General features: G+C 54.1%; 18 protein-coding genes and 1 riboswitch. Of the genes, 11 read left to right on the top strand and 7 right to left on the bottom strand.

Going from position 1 to position 20,710, the window contains the following annotated elements; genetic code table 11:
• Positions 1 to 121 precede the first annotated feature (121 nt).
• Positions 122 to 1,000: a peptidylprolyl isomerase gene (locus TH30_RS03890; protein WP_114096728.1), complete on the top strand. Its 879-nt coding sequence runs from the start codon at positions 122 to 124 to the stop codon at positions 998 to 1,000.
• A 177-nt stretch (positions 1,001 to 1,177) separates the two neighbouring features.
• Complete coding sequence (argJ, locus tag TH30_RS03885) at positions 1,178 to 2,407, top strand: bifunctional glutamate N-acetyltransferase/amino-acid acetyltransferase ArgJ (RefSeq protein ID WP_114096905.1); 1,230 nt, start codon at positions 1,178 to 1,180, stop codon at positions 2,405 to 2,407.
• Positions 2,408 to 2,495: 88 nt separating this feature from the next.
• On the opposite strand, the gene TH30_RS03880 is transcribed toward argJ, so the two are convergent.
• Positions 2,496 to 3,770, bottom strand: coding sequence for a pentapeptide repeat-containing protein (locus TH30_RS03880; RefSeq protein ID WP_114096727.1), 1,275 nt, complete (start codon positions 3,768 to 3,770; stop codon positions 2,496 to 2,498).
• 508 nt (positions 3,771 to 4,278) lie between these two features.
• Between TH30_RS03880 and TH30_RS03870 the strand changes: the two genes are divergently transcribed.
• The 4 genes from TH30_RS03870 (at position 4,279) to TH30_RS03855 (ending at position 9,501) form a co-directional block, all read left to right on the top strand.
• A complete protein-coding gene (locus TH30_RS03870) occupies positions 4,279 to 5,502 on the top strand; it encodes a response regulator (protein WP_114096725.1) in 1,224 nt (407 codons plus the stop codon).
• A gap of 139 nt (positions 5,503 to 5,641) precedes the next feature.
• A complete protein-coding gene (locus tag TH30_RS03865; protein ID WP_114096724.1) occupies positions 5,642 to 6,865 on the top strand; it encodes a response regulator in 1,224 nt (407 codons plus the stop codon).
• Positions 6,866 to 6,879: 14 nt separating this feature from the next.
• Entirely contained in the window at positions 6,880 to 8,070 is a 1,191-nt protein-coding gene (locus tag TH30_RS03860; RefSeq protein ID WP_258548596.1) for an HD domain-containing phosphohydrolase, read from the top strand.
• 30 nt (positions 8,071 to 8,100) lie between these two features.
• Positions 8,101 to 9,501, top strand: coding sequence for a two-component system sensor histidine kinase NtrB (locus TH30_RS03855; protein WP_114096723.1), 1,401 nt, complete (start codon positions 8,101 to 8,103; stop codon positions 9,499 to 9,501).
• Between the two features lie 22 nt (positions 9,502 to 9,523).
• Here the strand turns inward: TH30_RS03855 and TH30_RS03850 are convergent, their stop codons facing one another.
• The 3 genes from TH30_RS03850 to TH30_RS03840 all read right to left on the bottom strand — a co-directional run bounded on the left by TH30_RS03850 (position 9,524) and on the right by TH30_RS03840 (position 11,469).
• Positions 9,524 to 9,844: a YnfA family protein gene (locus tag TH30_RS03850; RefSeq protein ID WP_114096722.1), complete on the bottom strand. Its 321-nt coding sequence runs from the start codon at positions 9,842 to 9,844 to the stop codon at positions 9,524 to 9,526.
• Between the two features lie 24 nt (positions 9,845 to 9,868).
• The gene (locus TH30_RS03845) at positions 9,869 to 10,879 is read right to left on the bottom strand and encodes an asparaginase (protein WP_114096721.1); all 1,011 of its coding nucleotides are present in this window, start codon (positions 10,877 to 10,879) and stop codon (positions 9,869 to 9,871) included.
• 110 nt (positions 10,880 to 10,989) lie between these two features.
• Positions 10,990 to 11,469, bottom strand: coding sequence for an Lrp/AsnC family transcriptional regulator (locus TH30_RS03840; protein ID WP_114096720.1), 480 nt, complete (start codon positions 11,467 to 11,469; stop codon positions 10,990 to 10,992).
• Between the two features lie 139 nt (positions 11,470 to 11,608).
• Between TH30_RS03840 and phhA the strand changes: the two genes are divergently transcribed.
• A complete protein-coding gene (gene phhA / locus TH30_RS03835; RefSeq protein ID WP_114096719.1) occupies positions 11,609 to 12,514 on the top strand; it encodes a phenylalanine 4-monooxygenase in 906 nt (301 codons plus the stop codon).
• A gap of 41 nt (positions 12,515 to 12,555) precedes the next feature.
• Here the strand turns inward: phhA and TH30_RS03830 are convergent, their stop codons facing one another.
• Positions 12,556 to 12,978 carry a response regulator gene (locus TH30_RS03830; protein ID WP_114096718.1) on the bottom strand — a complete coding sequence of 141 codons (423 nt, stop codon included), beginning with the start codon at positions 12,976 to 12,978 and terminating at the stop codon, positions 12,556 to 12,558.
• Positions 12,979 to 13,300: 322 nt separating this feature from the next.
• Positions 13,301 to 13,408: riboswitch (cobalamin riboswitch) on the top strand.
• 149 nt (positions 13,409 to 13,557) lie between these two features.
• Between TH30_RS03830 and TH30_RS03825 the strand changes: the two genes are divergently transcribed.
• The 3 genes from TH30_RS03825 (at position 13,558) to meaB (ending at position 18,905) form a co-directional block, all read left to right on the top strand.
• Positions 13,558 to 15,606, top strand: coding sequence for a methylmalonyl-CoA mutase family protein (locus TH30_RS03825; RefSeq protein ID WP_114096717.1), 2,049 nt, complete (start codon positions 13,558 to 13,560; stop codon positions 15,604 to 15,606).
• Positions 15,607 to 15,608: 2 nt separating this feature from the next.
• Positions 15,609 to 17,762: a methylmalonyl-CoA mutase gene (gene scpA, locus TH30_RS03820; protein ID WP_114096716.1), complete on the top strand. Its 2,154-nt coding sequence runs from the start codon at positions 15,609 to 15,611 to the stop codon at positions 17,760 to 17,762.
• Positions 17,763 to 17,840: 78 nt separating this feature from the next.
• Positions 17,841 to 18,905 (top strand): methylmalonyl Co-A mutase-associated GTPase MeaB, encoded by a 1,065-nt coding sequence (gene meaB / locus TH30_RS03815; protein ID WP_114096903.1) that lies wholly within the window; start codon positions 17,841 to 17,843, stop codon positions 18,903 to 18,905.
• Between the two features lie 52 nt (positions 18,906 to 18,957).
• Here meaB and TH30_RS22050 read toward each other — a convergent pair whose 3' ends face one another.
• Entirely contained in the window at positions 18,958 to 19,113 is a 156-nt protein-coding gene (locus TH30_RS22050; protein ID WP_181850146.1) for a hypothetical protein, read from the bottom strand.
• 203 nt (positions 19,114 to 19,316) lie between these two features.
• A complete protein-coding gene (locus tag TH30_RS22045) occupies positions 19,317 to 19,466 on the bottom strand; it encodes a hypothetical protein (RefSeq protein ID WP_181850145.1) in 150 nt (49 codons plus the stop codon).
• 229 nt (positions 19,467 to 19,695) lie between these two features.
• Between TH30_RS22045 and TH30_RS03810 the strand changes: the two genes are divergently transcribed.
• Positions 19,696 to 20,694 (top strand): tRNA dihydrouridine synthase, encoded by a 999-nt coding sequence (locus tag TH30_RS03810; RefSeq protein ID WP_114096902.1) that lies wholly within the window; start codon positions 19,696 to 19,698, stop codon positions 20,692 to 20,694.
• Positions 20,695 to 20,710: the final 16 nt, after the last annotated feature.

Genomic DNA, 20,710 nt, shown 5'->3' with positions numbered 1-20,710 from the left:
GAATGCTTTGCGAAAAAGCCCGACTTCCACGGCGAAGCCTTGTGTATCACCCGCTTATGTGATTTACCCGTGGAGAGAGGCACTGGGCGAGAAGCCCGCGAAATCAAAGTCTGGAGAAACTATGCTGCGCAATACCCTTCTTGCCGCGTCGCTGGCATCCGTCATTTTTGCTTCCCCTGTCATGGCACAGGACGCTGCACCGAAAGAAGATCCGGTTCTGGCGACAGTTAATGGCGAAGAAATCCTGGAATCTGAAGTCCGCGCGACCCAACAGGGCCTGCCGCAACAGTATCGCCAGCTTCCTTTCGAGATGCTCAAAGCTGATCTGTTAACCCGCGAAATCAACCAGCGCCTGCTGATGATTGCAGGCAGTGATGCCGGTCTAGCCGATGACGCAGAAGTAAAGGAACGCGTCGAAGCACTTGAGCGCCGTGTGATTGCAGAAACCTATCTTGATCGCGCACTTGATGATGCCGTCACCGAAGACGCCATCAAAGCAAAGTATGACGAATTCATCGCAAGCAACACGCCGGAACCACAGGTTCATGCGCGCCACATCCTGCTTGAGAACGAAGAAGACGCCAAAGCAATCATCGCTGAACTTGACGATGGTGCAGACTTCGCCGAACTCGCCAAGGAAAAATCGACAGGCCCGTCCGGCCCGAACGGTGGCGACCTTGGTTTCTTCAACCGTGCTGACATGGTTGAACCGTTTGCCGATGCTGCATTCTCGATGGAAGCAGGCACCTATTCCAAGGAACCGGTTCAGACCCAGTTCGGCTGGCATGTGATCAAGGTTGAAGAGAAAAAAGAAGGCACCCAGCCGACGCTTGACGAAGTACGTCCGCAGCTGACCGCCGAAGTTACCCGTGATGCCATCAACAAGATCGTTGACGGCCTTCGTGAAGATGCCGACATCGTCAACAATGTCGAAATCGAAGCGGCCAAAGCAGCAGAAGAAGCTGCAAAGAATGCTCCGGCTGAAGAAAAGAAGAACTGATCAGTTCGGTTTGACATCGACTGATCTGCAATTCACTTGAACCAAACGGGGTGTGGCCAATGGCTTCACCCCGTTTGCGTTACCGATACTGATCGGCATTAATGCATTCTGCTGCTTGCTTTTCGTCACCATTGCGGCAGGATGAAACAAACTCGTCCATTTAAGGAACTTGCACTGATGGTTGCGACTTCGCTTTCACCGCTTGCCCCCGCAGCATTCCCCGAACTTCCCGCCATTGCCGGTGTCAAATTGCACACTGCAACACTTGGCATTCGTTACAAGGGCCGCCCGGATGTTCTGTTCGCAGAACTTGAAACCGGCACCCAGGTTGCAGGTGTTTTCACCACATCGACCACCGCATCTGCGGCTGTGCGATGGGGACGTGAAGCACTTAAGGGCGGAACGGCGCGTGCATTCTTTGTCAATGCGGGCAACTCGGTCGCCTTTACTGGCAAGGCAGGCGAAAAGTTCGTCGCTGACAAGGTTGAATGTGCATCCAGGGCGCTTGATTGTGCAAAGAACGAAATCTTTACCGCATCGACCGGTGTGATTGGTGAACCGACGACAGCCACCCGCATTACCGATGCGATGGATGATCTTCTGGCAAATGATGCGAGCTGGCTTGATGCGGCCAAGGCGATCATGACCACTGACACCTTCCCCAAAGGTGCGTCTGCAACCGCAATGATCAATGGCACCAAAGTCACCATCGCCGGTATTGCCAAGGGTTCGGGCATGATTGAACCGAACATGGCGACCATGCTGAGCTTTGTTTTCACCGATGCCGCCCTGCCGCACAGCGTTCTTCAGGCGCTGCTGTCTGATTGCAATAATCGCAGCTTCAACGCAATCACGGTTGATAGCGACACCTCGACCTCGGACACCCTGTTGCTTGCTGCAACCGGCAAGGCGGGGAACGGGTCGGTATCTGATGCAAATGATCCGGCAATTGCCGAATTCAAGAACGCGCTTGAAGGTGTGTTGCGCGACCTTGCCCATCAGATCGTTCGGGATGGTGAAGGCGCGACCAAATTCATCACCGTCAATGTCACCGGTGCCGTAAACGAAAAAGAAGCCAAAATTGCCGCCAAGGCGATTGCCAACTCGCCGCTGGTCAAAACAGCCATCGCGGGCGAAGACGCCAACTGGGGTCGTATCGTTATGGCCGTTGGCAAATGCGGCGTAACGGCAGACCCGAACAAGCTGACCATTTCCATCGGTGGCATTGCACTTGCCAAAAATGGTGAACGCGTTGCCGATTATGACGAAGGCCCGGTCGAAGCCCATATCAAAGGCCAGTATATCGATATCGAAGCTGATCTTGGCTTTGGCGATGGGGCGGCCACTGTATGGACCTGTGATTTGACCCATGGCTATATTTCGATCAACGCGGATTACCGCAGCTGATCAAAGGAAGTCCGGAACAGAAACCAGAACGCCGCCCCAAATCCGGGCGGCGTTTTGCGTCTTGAGGCATTGCTGGTTGTCCCGACAATCACTTCCGGCGGGGAATATTTCCGTTCAGAACCAGTCCCACATTCGCACCTTCAAGCTCAACCTCGCTCAGATCGGTATCACCAAAGGCAACACCGGCGACATTGGCCTTGGTAAGGTTCGCGCCCTTCATTTGGGCTTCCTCAAAGACCGAGTTCCGCAGATCCGCCTGCTCAAAGATCGTGTTGGTCAAATCCGCGCGCCAAACAGTTCCGGTCTTGGCCCCCTTTTTATCGCGCTGATCAACACCGCCAAATTTCACGCCCTGAAATACGGCTTCCGTACAGTCGGAATTGGTCATACGAACACCATCCAGAGCCGCACCATTCATACGGACCTTTTGCATGTTTGCATCGCGCATCGAACACATCGCCAGGATCGTATCAACGAACAGGGCGCCACGCAGAATGCATTTGTCAAAACACGCACCCGACAAATCCAGCCCTGAAAAATCCAGACCGGTCAGATCACGGCCAATCGCGATCATGGGTTCACCGCTTTTGCCACCGGTGGCAAGCCATTCACTATGACCATTTACCAGATCACGAATATCGTCGGCCAAAGGCGCTGTCGGAGTGCCCCCACCAATCGAATAGGATGTATTGGCCTGACTAAGGTCAACACCGGTCATATCCACATTGCGCAGGTTCGCACCGCTCAGATCGGCACCGACAAGCTCGCACCCTTTGAGCTTGGCCCCTTTGAGGTTCGCATTACGCAGCTTTGCCCCGTTAAGGTTACAGCCCGTCAGGTCGGCCCCTTCAAGGTTGACCGCAAACATGTTGGCATCACTCATATCAGTATGTGCAAGCCGTGATCCCGACATGTTTGTGCCTGAAAGATTGGCCCCCCACATCATGGCACCTTCAAGGTCCGCGTTGGTCATATCGGTCGTCCGTTTGACCGGACGTTCCTGGGAACCTTCAATGACCACCATAATGCCGGCCCGCAGATCAATACCGGTCAGATTGGCATTGCGCAGTTTGGCCCGCGCCATGTTTGCACCGCGCAGATCGGCACGCAGGAAACTTGATCCTTCCAGATCGGCTTCGACAAAGTTGGAGCCAAACAGATCACAATAATCAAAACAGACATTATGTGCGGTCGCCTGGATGAAGTTCGCCCCCGGAAGAACGGCCTCCTGCAAACTGATTTTGCTCATTTTGATGCGGGACAAATTGCCGTTACGCACTTGCATGCGCTGACCGCCCGGCTTTTGGTTCAGATAAAGCTGATGCAACTTGATCGCATTAATCAGCTCGGCACGTTCTGTCATGTGACCGATATTCCCCCTTAGCGAGATCACATTGCTTTGTATCTTTCTAATAAACTTCAACAACTGATCCCAACGCAACGCAAATCGCATGGCGCTAATACTTAAAGTCGTTCTAGCGAAGGATATTGGATTTTGCATCCCCCCCTGATGGTCAGGAGCCTTTGGCAGGTTTCGATATCTGATCAGGAACCGTTGGGCGGGGCGCCCTTAATTCCGGCCTCAGTCAGATCAACTTCGTCCAACACGGTTTCCGCTGGCCCCTTTGAACCGGGTTCACTCAAATCAGAGCTCCAAAGACCGGCATGCGAAAAATCTGCTGTGGTCAGATCAGCCTGCCAGACATCCCTGTTTTCTGCCCTTTGGCATCGCATTGATCATCCCGCATTGCCGCAAACAGACCGTTTGCACACGGTTTTTCTTCTCTGCTTCCTTTGAATTGCAGCCGTAATCTTGTTCTGAGCGGCAAAAGCGCCCATCTGCAAGACAGCAAATGATATGAATTGGCCGCATGCATCAGATCCTTTTTGTCGATGACGACGCAAACATCCTGAGCGCACTCAGACGTCGGCTGCGCAGTGCGCGACCGGATTGGGATTTGCATTTCGCTGCAAGCGGTGCAGAAGCCCTGTCTCTTGCCAAAGACCGGAATTTTGACGTTATCGTTTCCGACATACAGATGCCGGAAATGGACGGAATTACGCTTCTGGAAAAGCTTCAGGATACCCATCCTGATGCCGTCCGGATCATTCTGACGGGACATGCCGACAACGCGTCCTACCTGCGAACCATTGGTCCGGCGCATCAGTTCCTCAGCAAGCCCTGTGACAATGAAAGCCTGATTGAAAGCATTGAAAACGCACTTGGTCTGCGCCAGCTGCTTCAAAGTCCGGAGCTCAGGACACTGGTTGCGGAATCCAAAAGTCTGGCATCACCGCCCGACACCTATATCCGGCTCGAAAGTGCATTTTCCAATCCGGATTATTCCCTTGAAAGCATTTCAAAGATCGTTGAATCCGATATCGCACTGACGACGGAAGTTCTCAAGCTGACCAATTCGTCCTACTTCGCCGTGACCCAGAATGTTGCATCTGTTTCCCACGCTGTCCGCATGCTGGGCATGGAAACGCTCAAGGCGCTTGCACTGTTTGTCGGTCTCTATCGCGGTTTTGATGGCCCGCCCGGTCAGGCAGCCAACCTGAAACGCCTGTGCCATCGCAGCCAGCAAATAGGCGTCACTGCCGCCCTGATTGCCGAATATGAAAAACTTCCCCGCGAAATTTGCCATGCCGTTCCAAGCATCGGGATGCTAAGCCACATTGGCACCCTGATCTTGTATACGAACCGGGCAAATGAAATGGATGCCGTAACCAAACGGGTCGAGGCCGAAGGCATTTCCATTGATCAGGCCGAAACTGAGCAATTCGGTGCCGGACACGCCGAAATCGGGGCTTACCTTCTTGGTCTTTGGGGTTTTCCTGCACCGGTCGTTCAGGCTGTTGCTTATCATCATCGACCGATGGATCTCCCACACAAGGAGATGAATGCACTGACATCAATCTATGTCGCGCAACATCTGGCACGTGAGATCGCCGATCAGGACAAGGGGCGTGCTGTCGAAAACCTCATCGACATGGACTATCTTTCCCTTATCGGCAAGGCAGACCGTCTCGAAGAATGGAAAAATATCGCCCGTATTGTGTCCCTGAAATATAGTGAACTGACCAACAACTAGAAAATAAATTCACCCTACGGTTGCGCCCTGTTTTCTGGGGATTCCATGTAAATGCCGAAGACCCTCCTCATATGCGGACTATGATTTGGGTAGATTTCACCCCATCTATCATTCATGGAACACGCATAAGAGGCATATCATGAGCATCATCCTTTTTGTTGATGATGAAACAAACATTCTGGAAGGCTTGCGCCGTCGGCTTCATTCAATTCGGCCGGACTGGAAGCTGACCTTTGCCCAGAACGCAGAAAGTGCAATTGCACAAGCCGATGAAATGGAACCTGATGTTGTCATTTCGGATATGCGTATGCCCGGAACAGACGGCGCAGAACTCCTGACCGTGATGCAGAAAAAGCATCCCCATACAGCACGGATCATTCTTTCCGGCTTTAGCGAACAGGAAGCCATCCTGCGCACAGTCGGCCCTGCTCACCAGTATCTGGCGAAACCGTGCGACGACCGTCTGCTGCTTGAAACCATCGACAATGCGCTGGATTTACGCAACTTGCTGACCAATCCGGATTTGCGTGCGCTGGTTGGGGGGATTGATACACTTGCCTCACCGCCAACGACATACAGCAATCTGGTGCGCGCACTTGAAGACCCGCTTGTCAGCAATGACACCCTGACATCAATTGTGTCCTCCGATATCGCACTGACAGCCGAGGTCCTGAAACTCACCAATTCGGCCTATTTTGCCATTCGTCAGAATATCACGTCGGTTTCGCAGGCAATCCGCATGATCGGGATTGACACACTCAAGGCCCTGGCACTTTTTACCGGCCTGTTTCGCAGCTATGACGGCCCGAAAAGCGATGCAACGCGGATGATGCAACTGTGCCAGCGCAGTCAGCAACTTGGCGTTCTGGCCACATTGATCGCCGAACAGGAAAAACTTGATCGCGAAATCATCAGCGTGATGGCCGCCATCGGCATGCTAAGCCATACCGGCAGCCTGATCCTTTATGCATTTCGCGCGCGCGAAATGACCGAAGTCATCAAGCGTGTCGAAACCGAAGATATCCCGATCTATGTCGCTGAATATGAGCAGTTTGGTGCCGCACACCCTGAAATCGGAGCCTATCTTCTTGGCCTGTGGGGGTTCCCCAGTGCAATGGTTCAGACCGTGGCTTATCACCATCGCCCGCAAGACACCCCGCACCGTGAAATGAACGCGCTGACGACAATCTATGTTGCGCAACATCTTGCCCGCGAGGTCGCCGTCGAACTCAGAACCGGCAAGGCCCCCGAAAGCCGGATCGACCTTGAATATCTTGACCGTCTGGGTAAGACCGACCGCCTGCCCGCATGGCGCGAAACCGCGCTAAAGGTCGAGCAAAAGTACTGCGAACTTGCGAAATAGGGGAGGCAGACATCATGGAAGATCCCGTTGTCCTTTTCGTCGATGATGATGAAAACTTGCTGATGGGTTTGAAGCGCAGGTTACGCGGCAAGTTCAATTTTGACACGGCTATCGGCCCCCTTGAAGCCATCGCCAAGATCAAGGACGGCGCCCGGTATGCTGTTTGTGTGGCCGACATGCGCATGCCGGAAATGGACGGTGTGCAATTATTGGCCGAGGTCGCAAAACTGAGCCCCGATACCGTCGGTATGATGCTGACTGGCAATGCCGATCAGAAAACCGCTGTTGAAGCCATCAATCAGGGCCGCATATTCCGTTTCTTCAACAAGCCCTGTGAAGATGACGAACTGATTACCGGTGTGAGCGCCGGGTTACGGCAATATCAGTTGATCACCGCTGAAAAGGCCCTGATCGAACAAACCCTTGCCGGCAGCGTCAAGGTCCTGACCGAAGTTCTGGCACAGCTTAATCCCACAATCTTTGGCAAGGCCATGCGCGCCAAAAGATGGTGTGACAGAATTGCCGGGCCGATCGGTTATCCCCATCCGTGGGAATTGGGGTTGGCCGCCCTGCTTGCCCCGATTGGTTATGTTTCGCTGCCGCCTGATATTCTCGCACGCCTTGGCGAGGACAAGGCACTTCAACCCCTTGAACGCGACGTCGTTCGCCGAACCCCGGAAGTTGCCCGCAACCTGATTTCCCATATCCCCCGTCTGGAACAGGTCGCACAGATCGTCTATCTGCAATATCGCGACTATGACGGTTCGGGCTTCCCTGCAGATGGGCCACAGGGACAGGATATTCCGCTTGGGTCCCGCATTCTGCGTATCTTGAATGATCTTGGCAAAATTGTTGAAAGTGATCTGGTCGTTCAACAGCATTTCGAAGAATTACGCCAGAAGCCCAAGCGCTATGATCTGGCATTGCTCGATAAAATCGAACTGGCATTGGCCGATATCGATCCATCCTACGACCAATCCACCTTCCCCGAAGGAACAGAGCACGACATCTATCTCAAACATCTTCGGATGGGGGATTTTCTGATGACGGACATCGAAACCCGCGACGGTCACGTTTTACTGACGCATGGAAACTATGTTTCCGAGGTTCAGCTCCAGCGCCTGCGCGTTTTCCAGAAGCTCCATCAGTTTCATGAACCGATCCGCATTCGTCGTGGCGGTGGCGGTACAGGTGCCGAAGAATGATCCTGCAGCACATGCGCGATGAGAAACACCATGACCGATGATCAGGGCAATATCGAACCACCCAAAATTCTCAGCGGCGGCGACGAGGTGGTCACAAATGATGGCCTGCTTGAAGAAGCCCTGAAAATTCAGGCCCCTGCCGAAATACAAAAGCGGTATATGACCCTGTTCAACGAACAGCGCCGCCGCAAAAAGGAAATCACCCAGCGCCTGAAAACCATTCTCGACACGGTGGTCGAAGGGATTCTGATCGTTGATGCCACCGGCATCATTCAGGATTTCAATAAATCCGCAGAAGAAATTCTGCGCGCGCAAGGCAACGAACTTCACGGCACATCGGTCGATGTGATCTTTATTGATCGCAAAATGACGGTCCGCCACAGGTTGCTGAACCGCTGCATCAATATCAGTTCCGGCGTTCTGAAATATGACTATACCGAAACCATGGCCCAGCGCCTTGATGGCGACAGCTTCCCGATGGAAATCATCGTAAGCCCGGCCAATTTCAGCTCGGAAATGAGCTATCTCTATATCTTCCGCGACATCACCCGGCGCAAGCAGGCCGAAGAATCCCAAAAGAAGCTTGAAGAAGATCTGCGTGAAGCTCTCAAGCTTGAGGCGATTGGCCATCTTGCAGGCGGCATCGCCCATGAAATCAATACGCCAAGCCAGTATATCCGCGACAATCTGAAATTCCTTAATGACAGTTACGGTGCCTTGTCGCGGGTTCTGGGACTGGCCTTGCAGACATTGTGGAAAAACCGCGACCGCCTGCCCGCCAACACCTTCGAGGAATTTGCCAGACAATTGCGTGATTCCGATCTGGAATTCCTGCTTGAAGAAATTCCCCACGCCACACAGCAATCCCTTGATGGCATCAATCAGGTCGCACGCATTGTCTTGTCGATGAAGGAGTTTTCGCACCCCGGCGGAACCGAAAAAACCACAACCGACATCAATCGCGTTCTTTCAAATGTCATCGTAATTTCGCGCAACGAATGGAAGCATTACGCCGACGTCATCGAGAAGTTTGATCCCGAAATTCCTCATATCCCGTGCTATATCAACGAGGTCAACCAGGTCTTTCTCAATCTGATCGTCAATGCGGTTCAAGCCATTCAGGAAGCCGGGCGCAAGCCGTCAGAAGGCATCATTACGGTCAAAACGACCTCGCTTGATGACAGTATCCTGATCAGCATTTCTGATAATGGCACCGGCATTCCCAAGGAAAACAGATCCAAAATATTCAATCCGTTCTTTACCACCAAGGAAGTTGGCAAAGGCACGGGACAGGGATTGTCGATCACGCACGACATCGTCACCGTACGTCACGGTGGTCGCATCTGGTTTGAAACCGAAATGGGCAAAGGAACAACATTCCATGTCCTGCTTCCGGCCGAAGATCGCAGTGGAAAACCGGCGACCGAATAGCGCCGAGCCCCGAAACCGGCGCCTAGCGCGGTGCAAACAGGATAATTCCCGCACCAAGCAAACAGACAACAAGCCCTGTCACATCCCATCGGTCCGGGCTGGTCCGTTCCACCGCCCACATCCAGAAGACCGACGCCGTAATATAAACGCCGCCATAGGCCGCAAAGGCCCGCCCGGCAAACTCCGCCTCAACCCGGGTCAGAAGCCAGGCAAAGACGACAAGCGACGCAATACCGGGCACAATCCACCAGACAGACTTTCCGGATCGCAACCACGCCCAAAAGGCAAAGCACCCGGCAATTTCCGCAAAGGCTGCAAAGATATAGGCCGCAATGCTGTGCATTGATTTTCCTGTTTGATCTGAAAATCAGAATGCCGGGCGCAAATCACCGGCATATTTGCCCGCCCAGTTGGTCAGGACAGGTGTCAGATAGTTCTTAAGGATTTCTGCCTTGGCATCGTCAATCACGCCATGTTTGCGCAAAAGTGCCCCCATCGCAACCTCGGCCCCGCGCTGGGTACCATCATCGATCTTAAGGGCAACACCCAGCCCCTGTTTGGGGAAAGCCGCACAATAAACGCCTTCGGCACCAACCTTGACCAGCGCATCCTCGCCGCATTCTTCCATGATACCGGTACAGAACCGACCGGTCCCCGCCACCATGAAGGGGGCATTTGCACATCCCTTGCGGATGCGTTTGATTGCAGCAATGCGTTTTTCATCAAGTCCGGCCGGATCAGCCATGCGTGCCATCGCAAGACCAAGATCACGCAAACGCATCCCGATCACCGGAATACCACAGCCATCAATACCGCGCGGGGTCGATGACAGATCACAATCCCCCATTTCCTCAAGCACCCTGATCAGGCGCTGCTGTGCCGGATGGGCTTCCTCGATATAGCCTTTGGGGTCCTCACCCATCTGCACAATGGTGCTCAGGAAACCCGAATGTTTACCTGAACAGTTGTTGTGCGCCTTGGTCAGGGTGACGTGATCCGATGCCTGTTTGATCCCGGCCGCTGCACTTAGCGAATAATGCGGTGCGCATTCCAGCGTATCGACCGAAAGCCCCAATTTCTCAAGCCAGGCCTTGACCGTCTGCGCATGTTCTTCTTCACCATTATGGGACGAGCAGGCCAAGGCAACGTGCTTGTCTTCAAGCCCGAATGCCTCAACCGCACCGCTTTCAACAAACGGAATTGCCAGCAACGGTTTGATCGCAGATCGCGGATACATCAGGGCATCAATATCCCCACCCTGATCCACCACGGTCCCGTCCGCTTTCATCACGACATAACGGCCGCGGTGGAAACTTTCGACCATTTCGCCACGGGTGGCTTCGACAAGGATCGGGTTGGCAGCAATTGACTGGGTCATCGGGATGCTCCGGCAGATGTGGGACTGTTCTTCCTATGCCTGAAACTTGGGGTCAAAAGCAAGCATCGCCAATCCGGCATCTGGAAACGCACCCGCGCCCATAAGACGGATCACGGCACTTTGGGCATCGGAATGGCCGTGTGATTCTTGTATTCCTTTAAAACCAGACTGGATTGAACATCGCGCACATTTGGCATTGAAAGTAACTTGTGAGTTACGAAATCACCGAAACTTTCGATATCGCGCGCCACCGCCACAAGAAGAAAATCCTGCCGTCCGGTCATCGCCCAGCAGGATAGAACTTCTGGCAGATCATTCATCGCACGGGCAAAATCCTCGGCACCGGCTTCGGTGTGGCTTTGCAAACGGACCTGAATTGTTGCCAGCACGCCGAATCCCAATTTCTTGCGATCGACAAGGGCGACCTGCCCCTTGATAATCCCGGATGCCTCAAGCTGTTTGACACGGCGCAAACACGGAGATGGCGACATACCGACCAATTCGGCCAGTTGCACATTGCTGATCCCGGCATCCTTTTGCAGGGCTTGCAAGATGCGAATGTCGGTCGCATTCAAAACAACATCGGTCATTTTAAACCTCAAATCATATCAATCAGGTCATGATATGACGATCATAGCGCATATCAACACCCTATTGGCCATAAAATGACATTAAAATTGATGTAAAATGATTCTCATAAACGGCACAAGAACCCGAATGAGGACGGCCATGGATCAGGGAAAAAATCTTCGTGGCGATTACAGCCACATCAATAATGACTACACCATACAGCAGGACTGGGGCACATATACCGAAGCCGAACACGATCTTTGGCGTCGTCTTTATGCCCGTCAGTTACGCATCCTGCCCGGCTATGCGGCAGAAGACTATATCAGCAATCTCGCACGTCTGGATGCCGCCGATCAGATTCCGCATTTCAACCGCGTAAGCGAACAGCTTCATGCCGCAACCGGTTGGCATCTGGTCGCTGTTCCGGGCCTTGTTCCCGATGATGTATTCTTTGACCATCTTGCAAACCGGCGTTTTCCGGTCACGGTCTGGCTGCGCAAACCCGAAGAAATGGACTATCTGGTGGAGCCGGACATCTTCCATGACTTCTTTGGTCATGTACCGATGCTGTATGATCCGGTCTTTGCCGATTATCTGGCCGCTTATGGCGCAAAAGGCCCCGAGGCCATTGCCATGGGGGGTCTTAAGAACCTGGCGCGCATGTACTGGTACATGGTCGAGTTCGGCCTGATCATGACCGATCATGGATTGCGGGCCTATGGCGCAGGGATGCTGTCATCCCAGACCGAGACCATTTATTCCGTCACCGATCCGACCCCCAACCGCGTGGCCTTTGATCTCGAACGGGTCATGGCGACCGACTATGCAATTGATGATTTCCAGAAAACCTATTTCGTTCTGGAAAGCTACGATCAGCTGTTTGATGCGATGAAAGTCCCCATGGCACCTGTCTATGAACGGCTGGTCGATAAACCCGCCATTGATCCGGCAACAATACTGCCCACCGACCGGCTCTATCATGTGCATGGCAATGCCGACAGCATCATTGCACTTGGGCAGGAACCCCGCAAACAGGAACCCCGGAGACAACAACGCCCTGCATAAGGCAGGGCGTGGCAGTCAGATCAATTTAAACGGACAGATGCCTAGCAAGCACTCATGGAATGACCCAGCACCCGATTAAGCTGTTCAAGCACCACAGTCGGGCTGGCATCCTTGCTGATGAAGTCAGCCGCGCCCAATGCATCCGCCTGGGCGCGCGTATCTGCGTCATAATGGGCTGAAAAGAAGAATACAGGCACATTCACCGCATCAGGATAACGGCGACGAATTTCGCAAAATGCCTCAAAGCCGCTCATGCCCGGCATTTCAATATCAAGAATGATGGCACGGGGATAAAGCCCGTCAAGTTGATCGATCAGATCGTCGGCACAATCAAAACCGGCCACGTCATATCCGGCCCGACGCAACACTGTTTCGAGTGCGGCCTTGGCACTGGGGCTGTCGTCAGCAAATGCAACCAGTCCATCAGGACCAATTTGCGACGGCATGGCGCTAAGCGCGTTCATGGATGGCGATACTCCGAGATTTGGGACAGCCCCAAACTGACAGATGAAAATGTCAAATTGGTTAAACCTGCCGATTTTTTGCCACATAGCTTTGCGATCAGGCATCGTGCCGCCAAAGTATAAGACGACTTGTCGCGGCAGCACAGGACACCGCAAAGGGTGTGCACTGCGGAAAAATCGAATGAATTCTGACACATGACGTTACGGAAACATCACCTTTGATCTGGTATCTAAGTCGAAATAGGTATTTCCATGCCTATTTACGGAATTAATGTCAGATGCTATAAACCGGCCTGTCGCGAATGTGACCGGGAAATATCGTCGGGAATCCGGTGCGGCCAGACGTTAATGCGTTATTGCCAAACCCGGAACTGCCCCCGCAACTGTAAGTGCATAAGGCGGTCAGCCCTTTGCACGAGTCAGAATACCGATAATGTTTCCCTGGTTTGAAATGGGCCGGGCGGGGTGTACCGGGTACTGGGAATCCGTAGTAAAATAATATTTGGGAACGTTCCGTCATCTGGCAGTCATCCCCATATAACGCCAACCAGACGGAAAGAAACCAAGCCGGGAGAAACCATGTCCGACCCGCTTAAACTTGCATCCGAGTTTCCATCTGCTGATTACGCAAGCTGGCGCAAACTTGCCGAAGAGGCCCTTAAAGGTGCCCCCTTCGAGAAAAAGCTTGTGACCCAGACGCTTGACGGATTCGCCGTACAGCCGATCTACACCAATGACGATCAGGATGATGCAACCCGGCTGATCCACGAAGTTCTTAATGCCTCGGTCGAGCCGCGCGAAACGGTGACCGGTTGGGACATCCGCCAACTGCATGCCCATCCCGACCCCAAACTGACCAATGCCGCCATTCTCGAAGATCTTGAAAATGGCGCGACTTCTATCACACTCAAACTTGATGCCGCTGCCCGTCAGGGGCGCGAAATTTCGTCGGGTGAAGTCGGCGTTGACGGGGTTGCCATTCATTGTCTGGCGGACCTTCAACTGACCCTTGATGACGTTTACACCAATCTTGCGACCATCGGTCTTGATGCGGGTGCGGCTGGCGTTCCCGCTGCGGCCCTTCTGGCCGCCCACATCGCCAATGCCGAGGGCGCGGATGAAGCAGCCCCGGCCTTTAATATTGATCCGATTGGCACTCTTGCGGCAACCGGCGCCCTGCCCTGCAACGCAGAGGATGCCATCAATCATGCGGCGTCTGTTGCCTGCGAACTGATTGATCTTTTCCCGCTGGCAACCGCGATTTCGGTCAATGGAGCACCCTATTACAATGCAGGCGCCACCGATGGTCAGGAACTGGCATGTTTGCTTGCCTCGGGTGTGACATATCTGCGTGCCCTGACCGATGCCGGTATGGCCGTTGATCAGGCCGCCGGTGCCATGGTCTTTAATGTCGCAATCGGCACCGACTTCTTTGCCGGGATTGCCAAACTGCGTGCGCTTCGCATGATGTTGAGCCGCGTGCTTTCCGCATCCGGCGCACAGGACGCAACGATTTCCATCAATGCGGTGTCTGCCGAAATGTCGCTTAGCAAGGTGGATCCCTGGGTCAATATGCTGCGCACCACCGTCACCAGCTTTGCTGCCGGTCTTGGCGGTGCGGACAGTGTTACCTGCCTGCCCTATGACCACCTGATCGGTTTGCCCGATGGTTTTGCACGGCGTATCGCGCGCAATACCCAACTGATCTTGCAGGAAGAAAGCAATGTTCATCGCGTCATTGATCCGGCTGGCGGATCATGGTTCATCGAAAATCTGACCAAGGAACTGGCGCAAACGGCGTGGAGCAAGTTCCAGTCGCTTGAAGCAGCCGGTGGCATCATCAAGGTCCTTGCCAGCGGTTCGCTGAAATCTGAAATCGAGACTGTCTGGCAAACGCGCGAAAAACGTCTGGCAACGAGACGCGATCCGCTGACCGGCGTTTCGGAATTCCCCAACATCGCCGAAGCAAAGGTCAAATGTGATCTGCCCGACCTTGAGACCATCCGGGCTGAGGCCAAGGCACGCCAGACCAAATATGACGGCACGGTTGGCAAAGACCTTGCATCCATGATGGAGGCCGCCCGTTCCGGTGCGACCATCGGTCATATCTTTACCGACCTTTATGGTACCAGCGCCGCGGCGCGCGTTGCGGCACTGACGCCTCATCGTCTGTCGGAAAGTTTTGAAGCGCTGCGCAAACGTGCTGATACGCACAAGGCAAAATCAGGCAGCTTCCCGCAAGTCTTCCTTGCCAATCTGGGCAAGGTTGCCCAGCACACCGCACGCGCAACCTTTGCCCGTAACTTCTTTGAAGCAGGCGGGATCGAAGCCATCACCAATAACGGCTTTGAAGACGCCGATGCGGCCGCAAGTGCATTTGCCAATAGTGGCGCAAAGATCGCCGTGATCTGCGGATCTGATCCGCAATATGGCGAAATCGCCGGTAACGTTGCCAGGGCCCTGAAATCGGCCGGTGCAACATATGTCTATCTTGCCGGTCATCCGGGCGAGGCGCGCGCTGATTACGAAGCCGCCGGAATTGATGAATTCATCTATGTCGGCGCAGACGTTCTGGCGATCTGTGGCACGGCCCTTGATCACCTTCTTGGCAAACGGGGGGAGAAATAACCATGTCCCGCATTCCTGATTTCTCCGACCTTCCGCTGTTTGACGGCGCATCTGCCGGGGCCAAGGACCCGTTCCAGTCCGCCCCCTGGACAACGCCAGAAGGCATTGACGTCAAACCGGTTTACGGCCCCAAGGATCTTGATGGCATTGATCATCTTGCCACCATGCCGGGCATGCCGCCATTTTTGCGCGGTCCCTATCCGACCATGTATGTGCAGCGCCCCTGGACCATCCGCCAGTATGCCGGTTTCTCGACCGCCGAAGAATCCAACGCCTTCTATCGCCGCAACCTTGCCGCCGGTCAAAAGGGCCTGTCGATTGCCTTCGACCTTGCCACCCATCGCGGCTATGACAGCGATCATCCCCGCGTAACCGGCGATGTCGGCATGGCCGGTGTTGCGATTGACAGCATCTATGACATGCGGACGCTCTTTGATGGCATCCCGCTTGATCAGATGTCGGTTTCCATGACGATGAATGGTGCGGTTCTTCCGGTGATGGCGCTTTATATTGCGGCCGCCGAAGAACAGGGTGTGAAGCACGAACAGCTTTCGGGCACCATCCAGAACGACATCCTCAAAGAATTCATGGTGCGCAACACCTATATCTATCCGCCGAAACCATCGATGCGGATCATTTCGGACATCTTTGCCTTTACCTCGCAAAACATGCCGAAATTCAACTCGATCTCGATTTCCGGCTATCACATGCAAGAAGCGGGTGCGACCGCTGATCTTGAACTGGCCTATACCCTGGCCGATGGCATCGAATATGCCCGTGCGGGTCAGGCTGCGGGTCTTCCGATTGATAAATTCGCGCCGCGCCTGTCATTCTTCTGGGCGATTGGCATGAATTTCTTCATGGAAATTGCCAAGATGCGCGCAGCCCGCATGATCTGGGCAAAACTGATCAAACAGTTTGATCCGCAAAACCCCAAGTCGCTTTCGCTGCGTACTCATAGCCAGACTTCTGGCTGGTCGCTGACCGCGCAGGACGTATTTAACAACGTCATCCGCACCTGTGTCGAAGCCATGGCTTCCACACAGGGCCATACACAGTCGCTGCATACCAATGCACTGGACGAGGCACTGGCATTGCCGACTGATTTCTCGGCCCGGATTGCGCGTAACACCCAGCTGTTCCTGCAACAGGAAAGCGGCACCACCAATGTTATCGATCCGTGGGGTGGTTCATATTACGTCGAACGCCTGACCCGCGATCTGGCGGAAAAGGCATGGGCCCACATCGCCGAGGTAGAGGAACAGGGCGGCATGGCCAAGGCGATCGAAGCCGGCATTCCCAAAATGCGCATCGAAGAAGCCGCCGCCCGCACACAGGCCCGGATTGATAGCGGCCGTCAGACACTGGTTGGTGTGAACAAATACCGTGTGACCGATGATCGCCCGGTTGACGTGCTTCAGGTCGACAACGCCGAAGTCCGCCGCCAGCAGATCGCAAAACTGGAACGCCTGCGGGCTGAACGTGACAATGGCGTGGTTGAAAATGCGCTGACCGCACTGACCAATGCCGCAGATAGCGGCACGGGCAACCTGCTTGAACTTGCCGTTCAGGCCGCACGTGCAAAATGCACTGTGGGCGAGATTTCCGATGCGCTTGAAAAGGTCTATGGCCGTCATCAGGCTGTTATTCGCTCGATCTCTGGCGTTTACAAAACCGAAGTCGGCGCTAATAACGAAGCACTGGCCAAGGTTGATCGCCTGATCACGGAATTTGAGGCCAATGAAGGTCGCCGTCCGCGCATCCTGATTGCCAAGATGGGACAGGACGGGCATGACCGCGGCCAGAAAGTCATCGCCACGGCCTTTGCCGATCTTGGCTTTGATGTGGATATCGGCCCGCTGTTCCAGACCCCTGAAGAAGCCGCCAAACAGGCCGTTGAAAACGACGTGCATATCGTTGGTGCAAGTTCATTGGCCGCTGGCCACCTGACCCTTGTGCCGCAGCTTCGCGCCGAACTCGACAAGCTCGGTCGTGACGACATCATGATCGTTGCTGGCGGCGTGATCCCGCCACAGGATTTCGACAAGCTTTATGAAGCCGGTGCCGAGGCGATCTTCCCGCCCGGAACGGTCATTGCCGAAGCTGCTGGCGACCTGCTAGAAAAGCTGAACCAAGCGGGCGAGGAAGCAGCCTGATCTGGTTGCTTCTTCCTGCATCTGCCCATACCCTGACGGGTATATGGCATTGATTTGGCATTCATGAAGGAAGCATCGGTGAAAGAAACACTGCGCACCATACCCGCAGGCACGGGCGGCAATATCAGCCCGCGCAAGGCCTTGCGCAGACGTGTTCTGTCCACCGATGAACTGGTGGATGGTGTTCTTGCCGGTGATCGTACCATCCTGTCTCGGGCGATCACACTGGTCGAAAGCCGCAACCCAGGCCATTTCGAACAGGCCCAAGCGGTTCTTGCCCGCCTGATGCCCCATACCGGCGGCGCCCATCGCATTGGCATCACGGGTGTTCCCGGTGTAGGCAAATCCACCTTTATTGAGGCCTTTGGCAAGAACCTGACCCGCGCAGGCAAAAAGGTCGCGGTTCTGGCGGTTGACCCGACCAGTGCGCGATCAGGTGGCTCTATTCTGGGCGACAAGACCCGGATGAACGAGCTTTCGATTGATCCCAATGCCTATATCCGCCCGTCCCCCAGCAGTGGCTATCTGGGCGGGGTCAATCGCATGACCCGCGAAACCATCTTGCTGTGCGAGGCGGCCGGATTTGATGTTGTTCTGGTCGAAACCGTCGGAGCCGGACAAAGCGAAACCATGGTCGCGCAGATGACCGATTTCTTTCTGGTGCTGATGCTTCCCGGCGCCGGGGATGAGCTGCAGGGCATCAAGAAAGGCGTACTTGAAATCGCCGATCTGATTGCGGTTAACAAGGCCGATGCAGATCCGGCAAAGGCCCGCGAAGCAAAACGTGAGTATTCCTCAGCTTTGCGAATTCTGCAGCCCACCAGCAAACACTGGCGTCCGCAATCAGTGATGGTTTCCGCCCTGATCAATGACGGGCTTGATAACATCTGGGACCTGATCAACCAGCACCGCGTGGTGATGGAAAAGGAAGGCGAGTTTGCTGCCAAGCGCGCCCGTCAACAGCGCGACTGGATGTGGACCATGCTGCGCGACCGGTTGCTTGAAACCTTTACCCACCGCGATGACGTTGCATCACGCCTGTCCGCACTGGAAACTGACGTCCTTGCCGGTACCACCAATCCGACCGCCGCGGTCGAGGAATTGCTGGGCCTGATTAAAACCAATCCCGCACAGACAAAATAAAAGGCCGCACCACTTCCTGTACGGCCTTTGAAAATCTGACAGCAGCTCAGCGCTATTTCTGATCTGCTTCTTCCTTGAGCTTGTCCTTGAGGATTTTAAGCTTTTCGACCGCGTCATTGATTTCGCGATCAAGGTGAGCAAGGCCTTCGCGTTTTTCACGCGGCATTGCTTCAAGTTCGTCCAATGCTTTTTCAACGATATAGAGCATAGTCAATCCTCCTGCTGGCTTCTCGGCACATCCCGAAAAGCTGACTTGCATCTTGTCGGGCTGACACGCTTTGATTATAGCACCAAGCATGTGCCAACCGGGATTTCATTTCAAAGACATAGATCAATCCGGCGCAAACCTGATGCCTGCGCTTGTGATCATTTCCCTTGAAATATCGCGATACGGAATAACCCCTTAACGGGTCAGGAGGCAGTCTGTTCCAGACGATCTTTGAGAACCTGAAGACTTTCTGCAGTCGATTTCAAAACCGCTTCAAGGCCGGAAAGTTTCTCGCGGGCTTCGCGCGAAACGGCTTCGACTTCATCAAAGGCACTTTCAAAAATATACAGCATGCTTTTCACTCCTGCCCGATGCGATCATCGGGCGCTTCATTGTTGTTTTTGATGCTGTAAATTTACTGCGCAAATTCGCTGGAAAGGTGTCAGCAATGCGCTTTTTCCGCCTTATTTTGCCAATCCTCCCCCGCATGGTTCAATGCTGATCTGTGATTTTTCACCGGCACGCTTGACCCATATATGATAAAAGCCGCCATCCGATTTCATGAAACAGGACATCCTGACGATGACGCATCTGGTGCTTGCACCAATGGAAGGACTTGTTGACTGGCGCGTGCGGCAATTGCTGAGCACGACCGGCGGGTTCGACCTGTGCGTGACCGAATTTATCCGCGTATCGCAAAACCTGTTTCCGGCCCATGTGTTTCATCGCTATTGCCCGGAATTGCTAAATGGCGGCAAAACGCTGTCTGGTGTGCCTGTTCTGGTTCAGTTGATGGGCCACGATCCGGAACTGATGGGTGAAAATGCGGCCTTTGCGACCACACTTGGCGCGCCGGGCATTGATATCAATTTCGGCTGTCCGTCCAAAACCGTGAACAAACGCGAAGCCGGTGCATCTCTTTTGAAATGTCCGGACAATCTGTTTCACATTGTCTCAGCCGTTCGTCGTGCCGTTCCCGCCGACATTCCCGTCAGTGCAAAGGTCCGGTTGGGCTTTAGCGACAAGGAACTGTTTCTTGATATCGCACGCGCGGTTGAGGCCGGTGGTGCACAACACCTGACGGTGCATGCGCGGACCAAGCTTGAAGGTTACAAACCACCCGCCCATTGGGAATATCTGGCGCGTATTCGCGAAGCCATTTCCATTGGCATGACCGGGAATGGTGAAATCTGGGACGTTGCGGATTATGAAAAATGCCGCGACATATCGGGCTGCGACAGCTTTATGATTGGCCGGGGGGCCATTGCCGCCCCTGATCTTGCCAACCGGATCAAGGCCTTTGAAGGCGGGGCACATGTCCCCAAGCAAAGCTGGGCGGATGTGTTGGCGATGTTGCTGGCCTATTGTGATCTGATGGATTTGGACGGGGCGCCCGAACACCATCAGGCCGGTCGTATCAAGCAATGGATGGCGCTGATCCGCAAAAGCCATGCCCAAGGGGCGACCTGCTTTGACGAAATCAAACGCATCAATGCCATTGATGACCTGCGCGCCAAGCTGTGCCACGACATGTCGCTTCCGGAAAATCAGCAGCAAGACGTTCCAATCGCTGCGGAATAGAGGTCCGGCTTAATCT

Origin of the sequence: Thalassospira profundimaris (assembly GCF_003326795.1) — a bacterium.
Taxonomy (GTDB): domain Bacteria; phylum Pseudomonadota; class Alphaproteobacteria; order Rhodospirillales; family Thalassospiraceae; genus Thalassospira; species Thalassospira profundimaris_C.
The sequence above is the reverse complement of the archived record's forward strand: the minus strand, read 5'-3'. Positions and strand labels throughout refer to the sequence as shown.

Coding starts and splice junctions, on each gene's coding strand:
- TH30_RS03860 (WP_258548596.1), top strand. CDS start 6,880: ATGGAAGATCCCGTTGTCCTTTTCGTCGATGATGATGAAAACTTGCTG.
- TH30_RS03890 (WP_114096728.1), top strand. CDS start 122: ATGCTGCGCAATACCCTTCTTGCCGCGTCGCTGGCATCCGTCATTTTT.
- TH30_RS03830 (WP_114096718.1), bottom strand. CDS start 12,978: ATGAACGCGCTTAGCGCCATGCCGTCGCAAATTGGTCCTGATGGACTG.
- TH30_RS22045 (WP_181850145.1), bottom strand. CDS start 19,466: ATGCTGTATATTTTTGAAAGTGCCTTTGATGAAGTCGAAGCCGTTTCG.
- TH30_RS03850 (WP_114096722.1), bottom strand. CDS start 9,844: ATGCACAGCATTGCGGCCTATATCTTTGCAGCCTTTGCGGAAATTGCC.
- scpA (WP_114096716.1), top strand. CDS start 15,609: ATGTCCCGCATTCCTGATTTCTCCGACCTTCCGCTGTTTGACGGCGCA.
- TH30_RS03840 (WP_114096720.1), bottom strand. CDS start 11,469: ATGACCGATGTTGTTTTGAATGCGACCGACATTCGCATCTTGCAAGCC.
- TH30_RS03880 (WP_114096727.1), bottom strand. CDS start 3,770: ATGACAGAACGTGCCGAGCTGATTAATGCGATCAAGTTGCATCAGCTT.
- TH30_RS03870 (WP_114096725.1), top strand. CDS start 4,279: ATGCATCAGATCCTTTTTGTCGATGACGACGCAAACATCCTGAGCGCA.
- TH30_RS03855 (WP_114096723.1), top strand. CDS start 8,101: ATGACCGATGATCAGGGCAATATCGAACCACCCAAAATTCTCAGCGGC.
- TH30_RS03845 (WP_114096721.1), bottom strand. CDS start 10,879: ATGACCCAGTCAATTGCTGCCAACCCGATCCTTGTCGAAGCCACCCGT.
- TH30_RS03810 (WP_114096902.1), top strand. CDS start 19,696: ATGACGCATCTGGTGCTTGCACCAATGGAAGGACTTGTTGACTGGCGC.
- phhA (WP_114096719.1), top strand. CDS start 11,609: ATGGATCAGGGAAAAAATCTTCGTGGCGATTACAGCCACATCAATAAT.
- argJ (WP_114096905.1), top strand. CDS start 1,178: ATGGTTGCGACTTCGCTTTCACCGCTTGCCCCCGCAGCATTCCCCGAA.
- TH30_RS22050 (WP_181850146.1), bottom strand. CDS start 19,113: ATGCTCTATATCGTTGAAAAAGCATTGGACGAACTTGAAGCAATGCCG.
- TH30_RS03825 (WP_114096717.1), top strand. CDS start 13,558: ATGTCCGACCCGCTTAAACTTGCATCCGAGTTTCCATCTGCTGATTAC.
- TH30_RS03865 (WP_114096724.1), top strand. CDS start 5,642: ATGAGCATCATCCTTTTTGTTGATGATGAAACAAACATTCTGGAAGGC.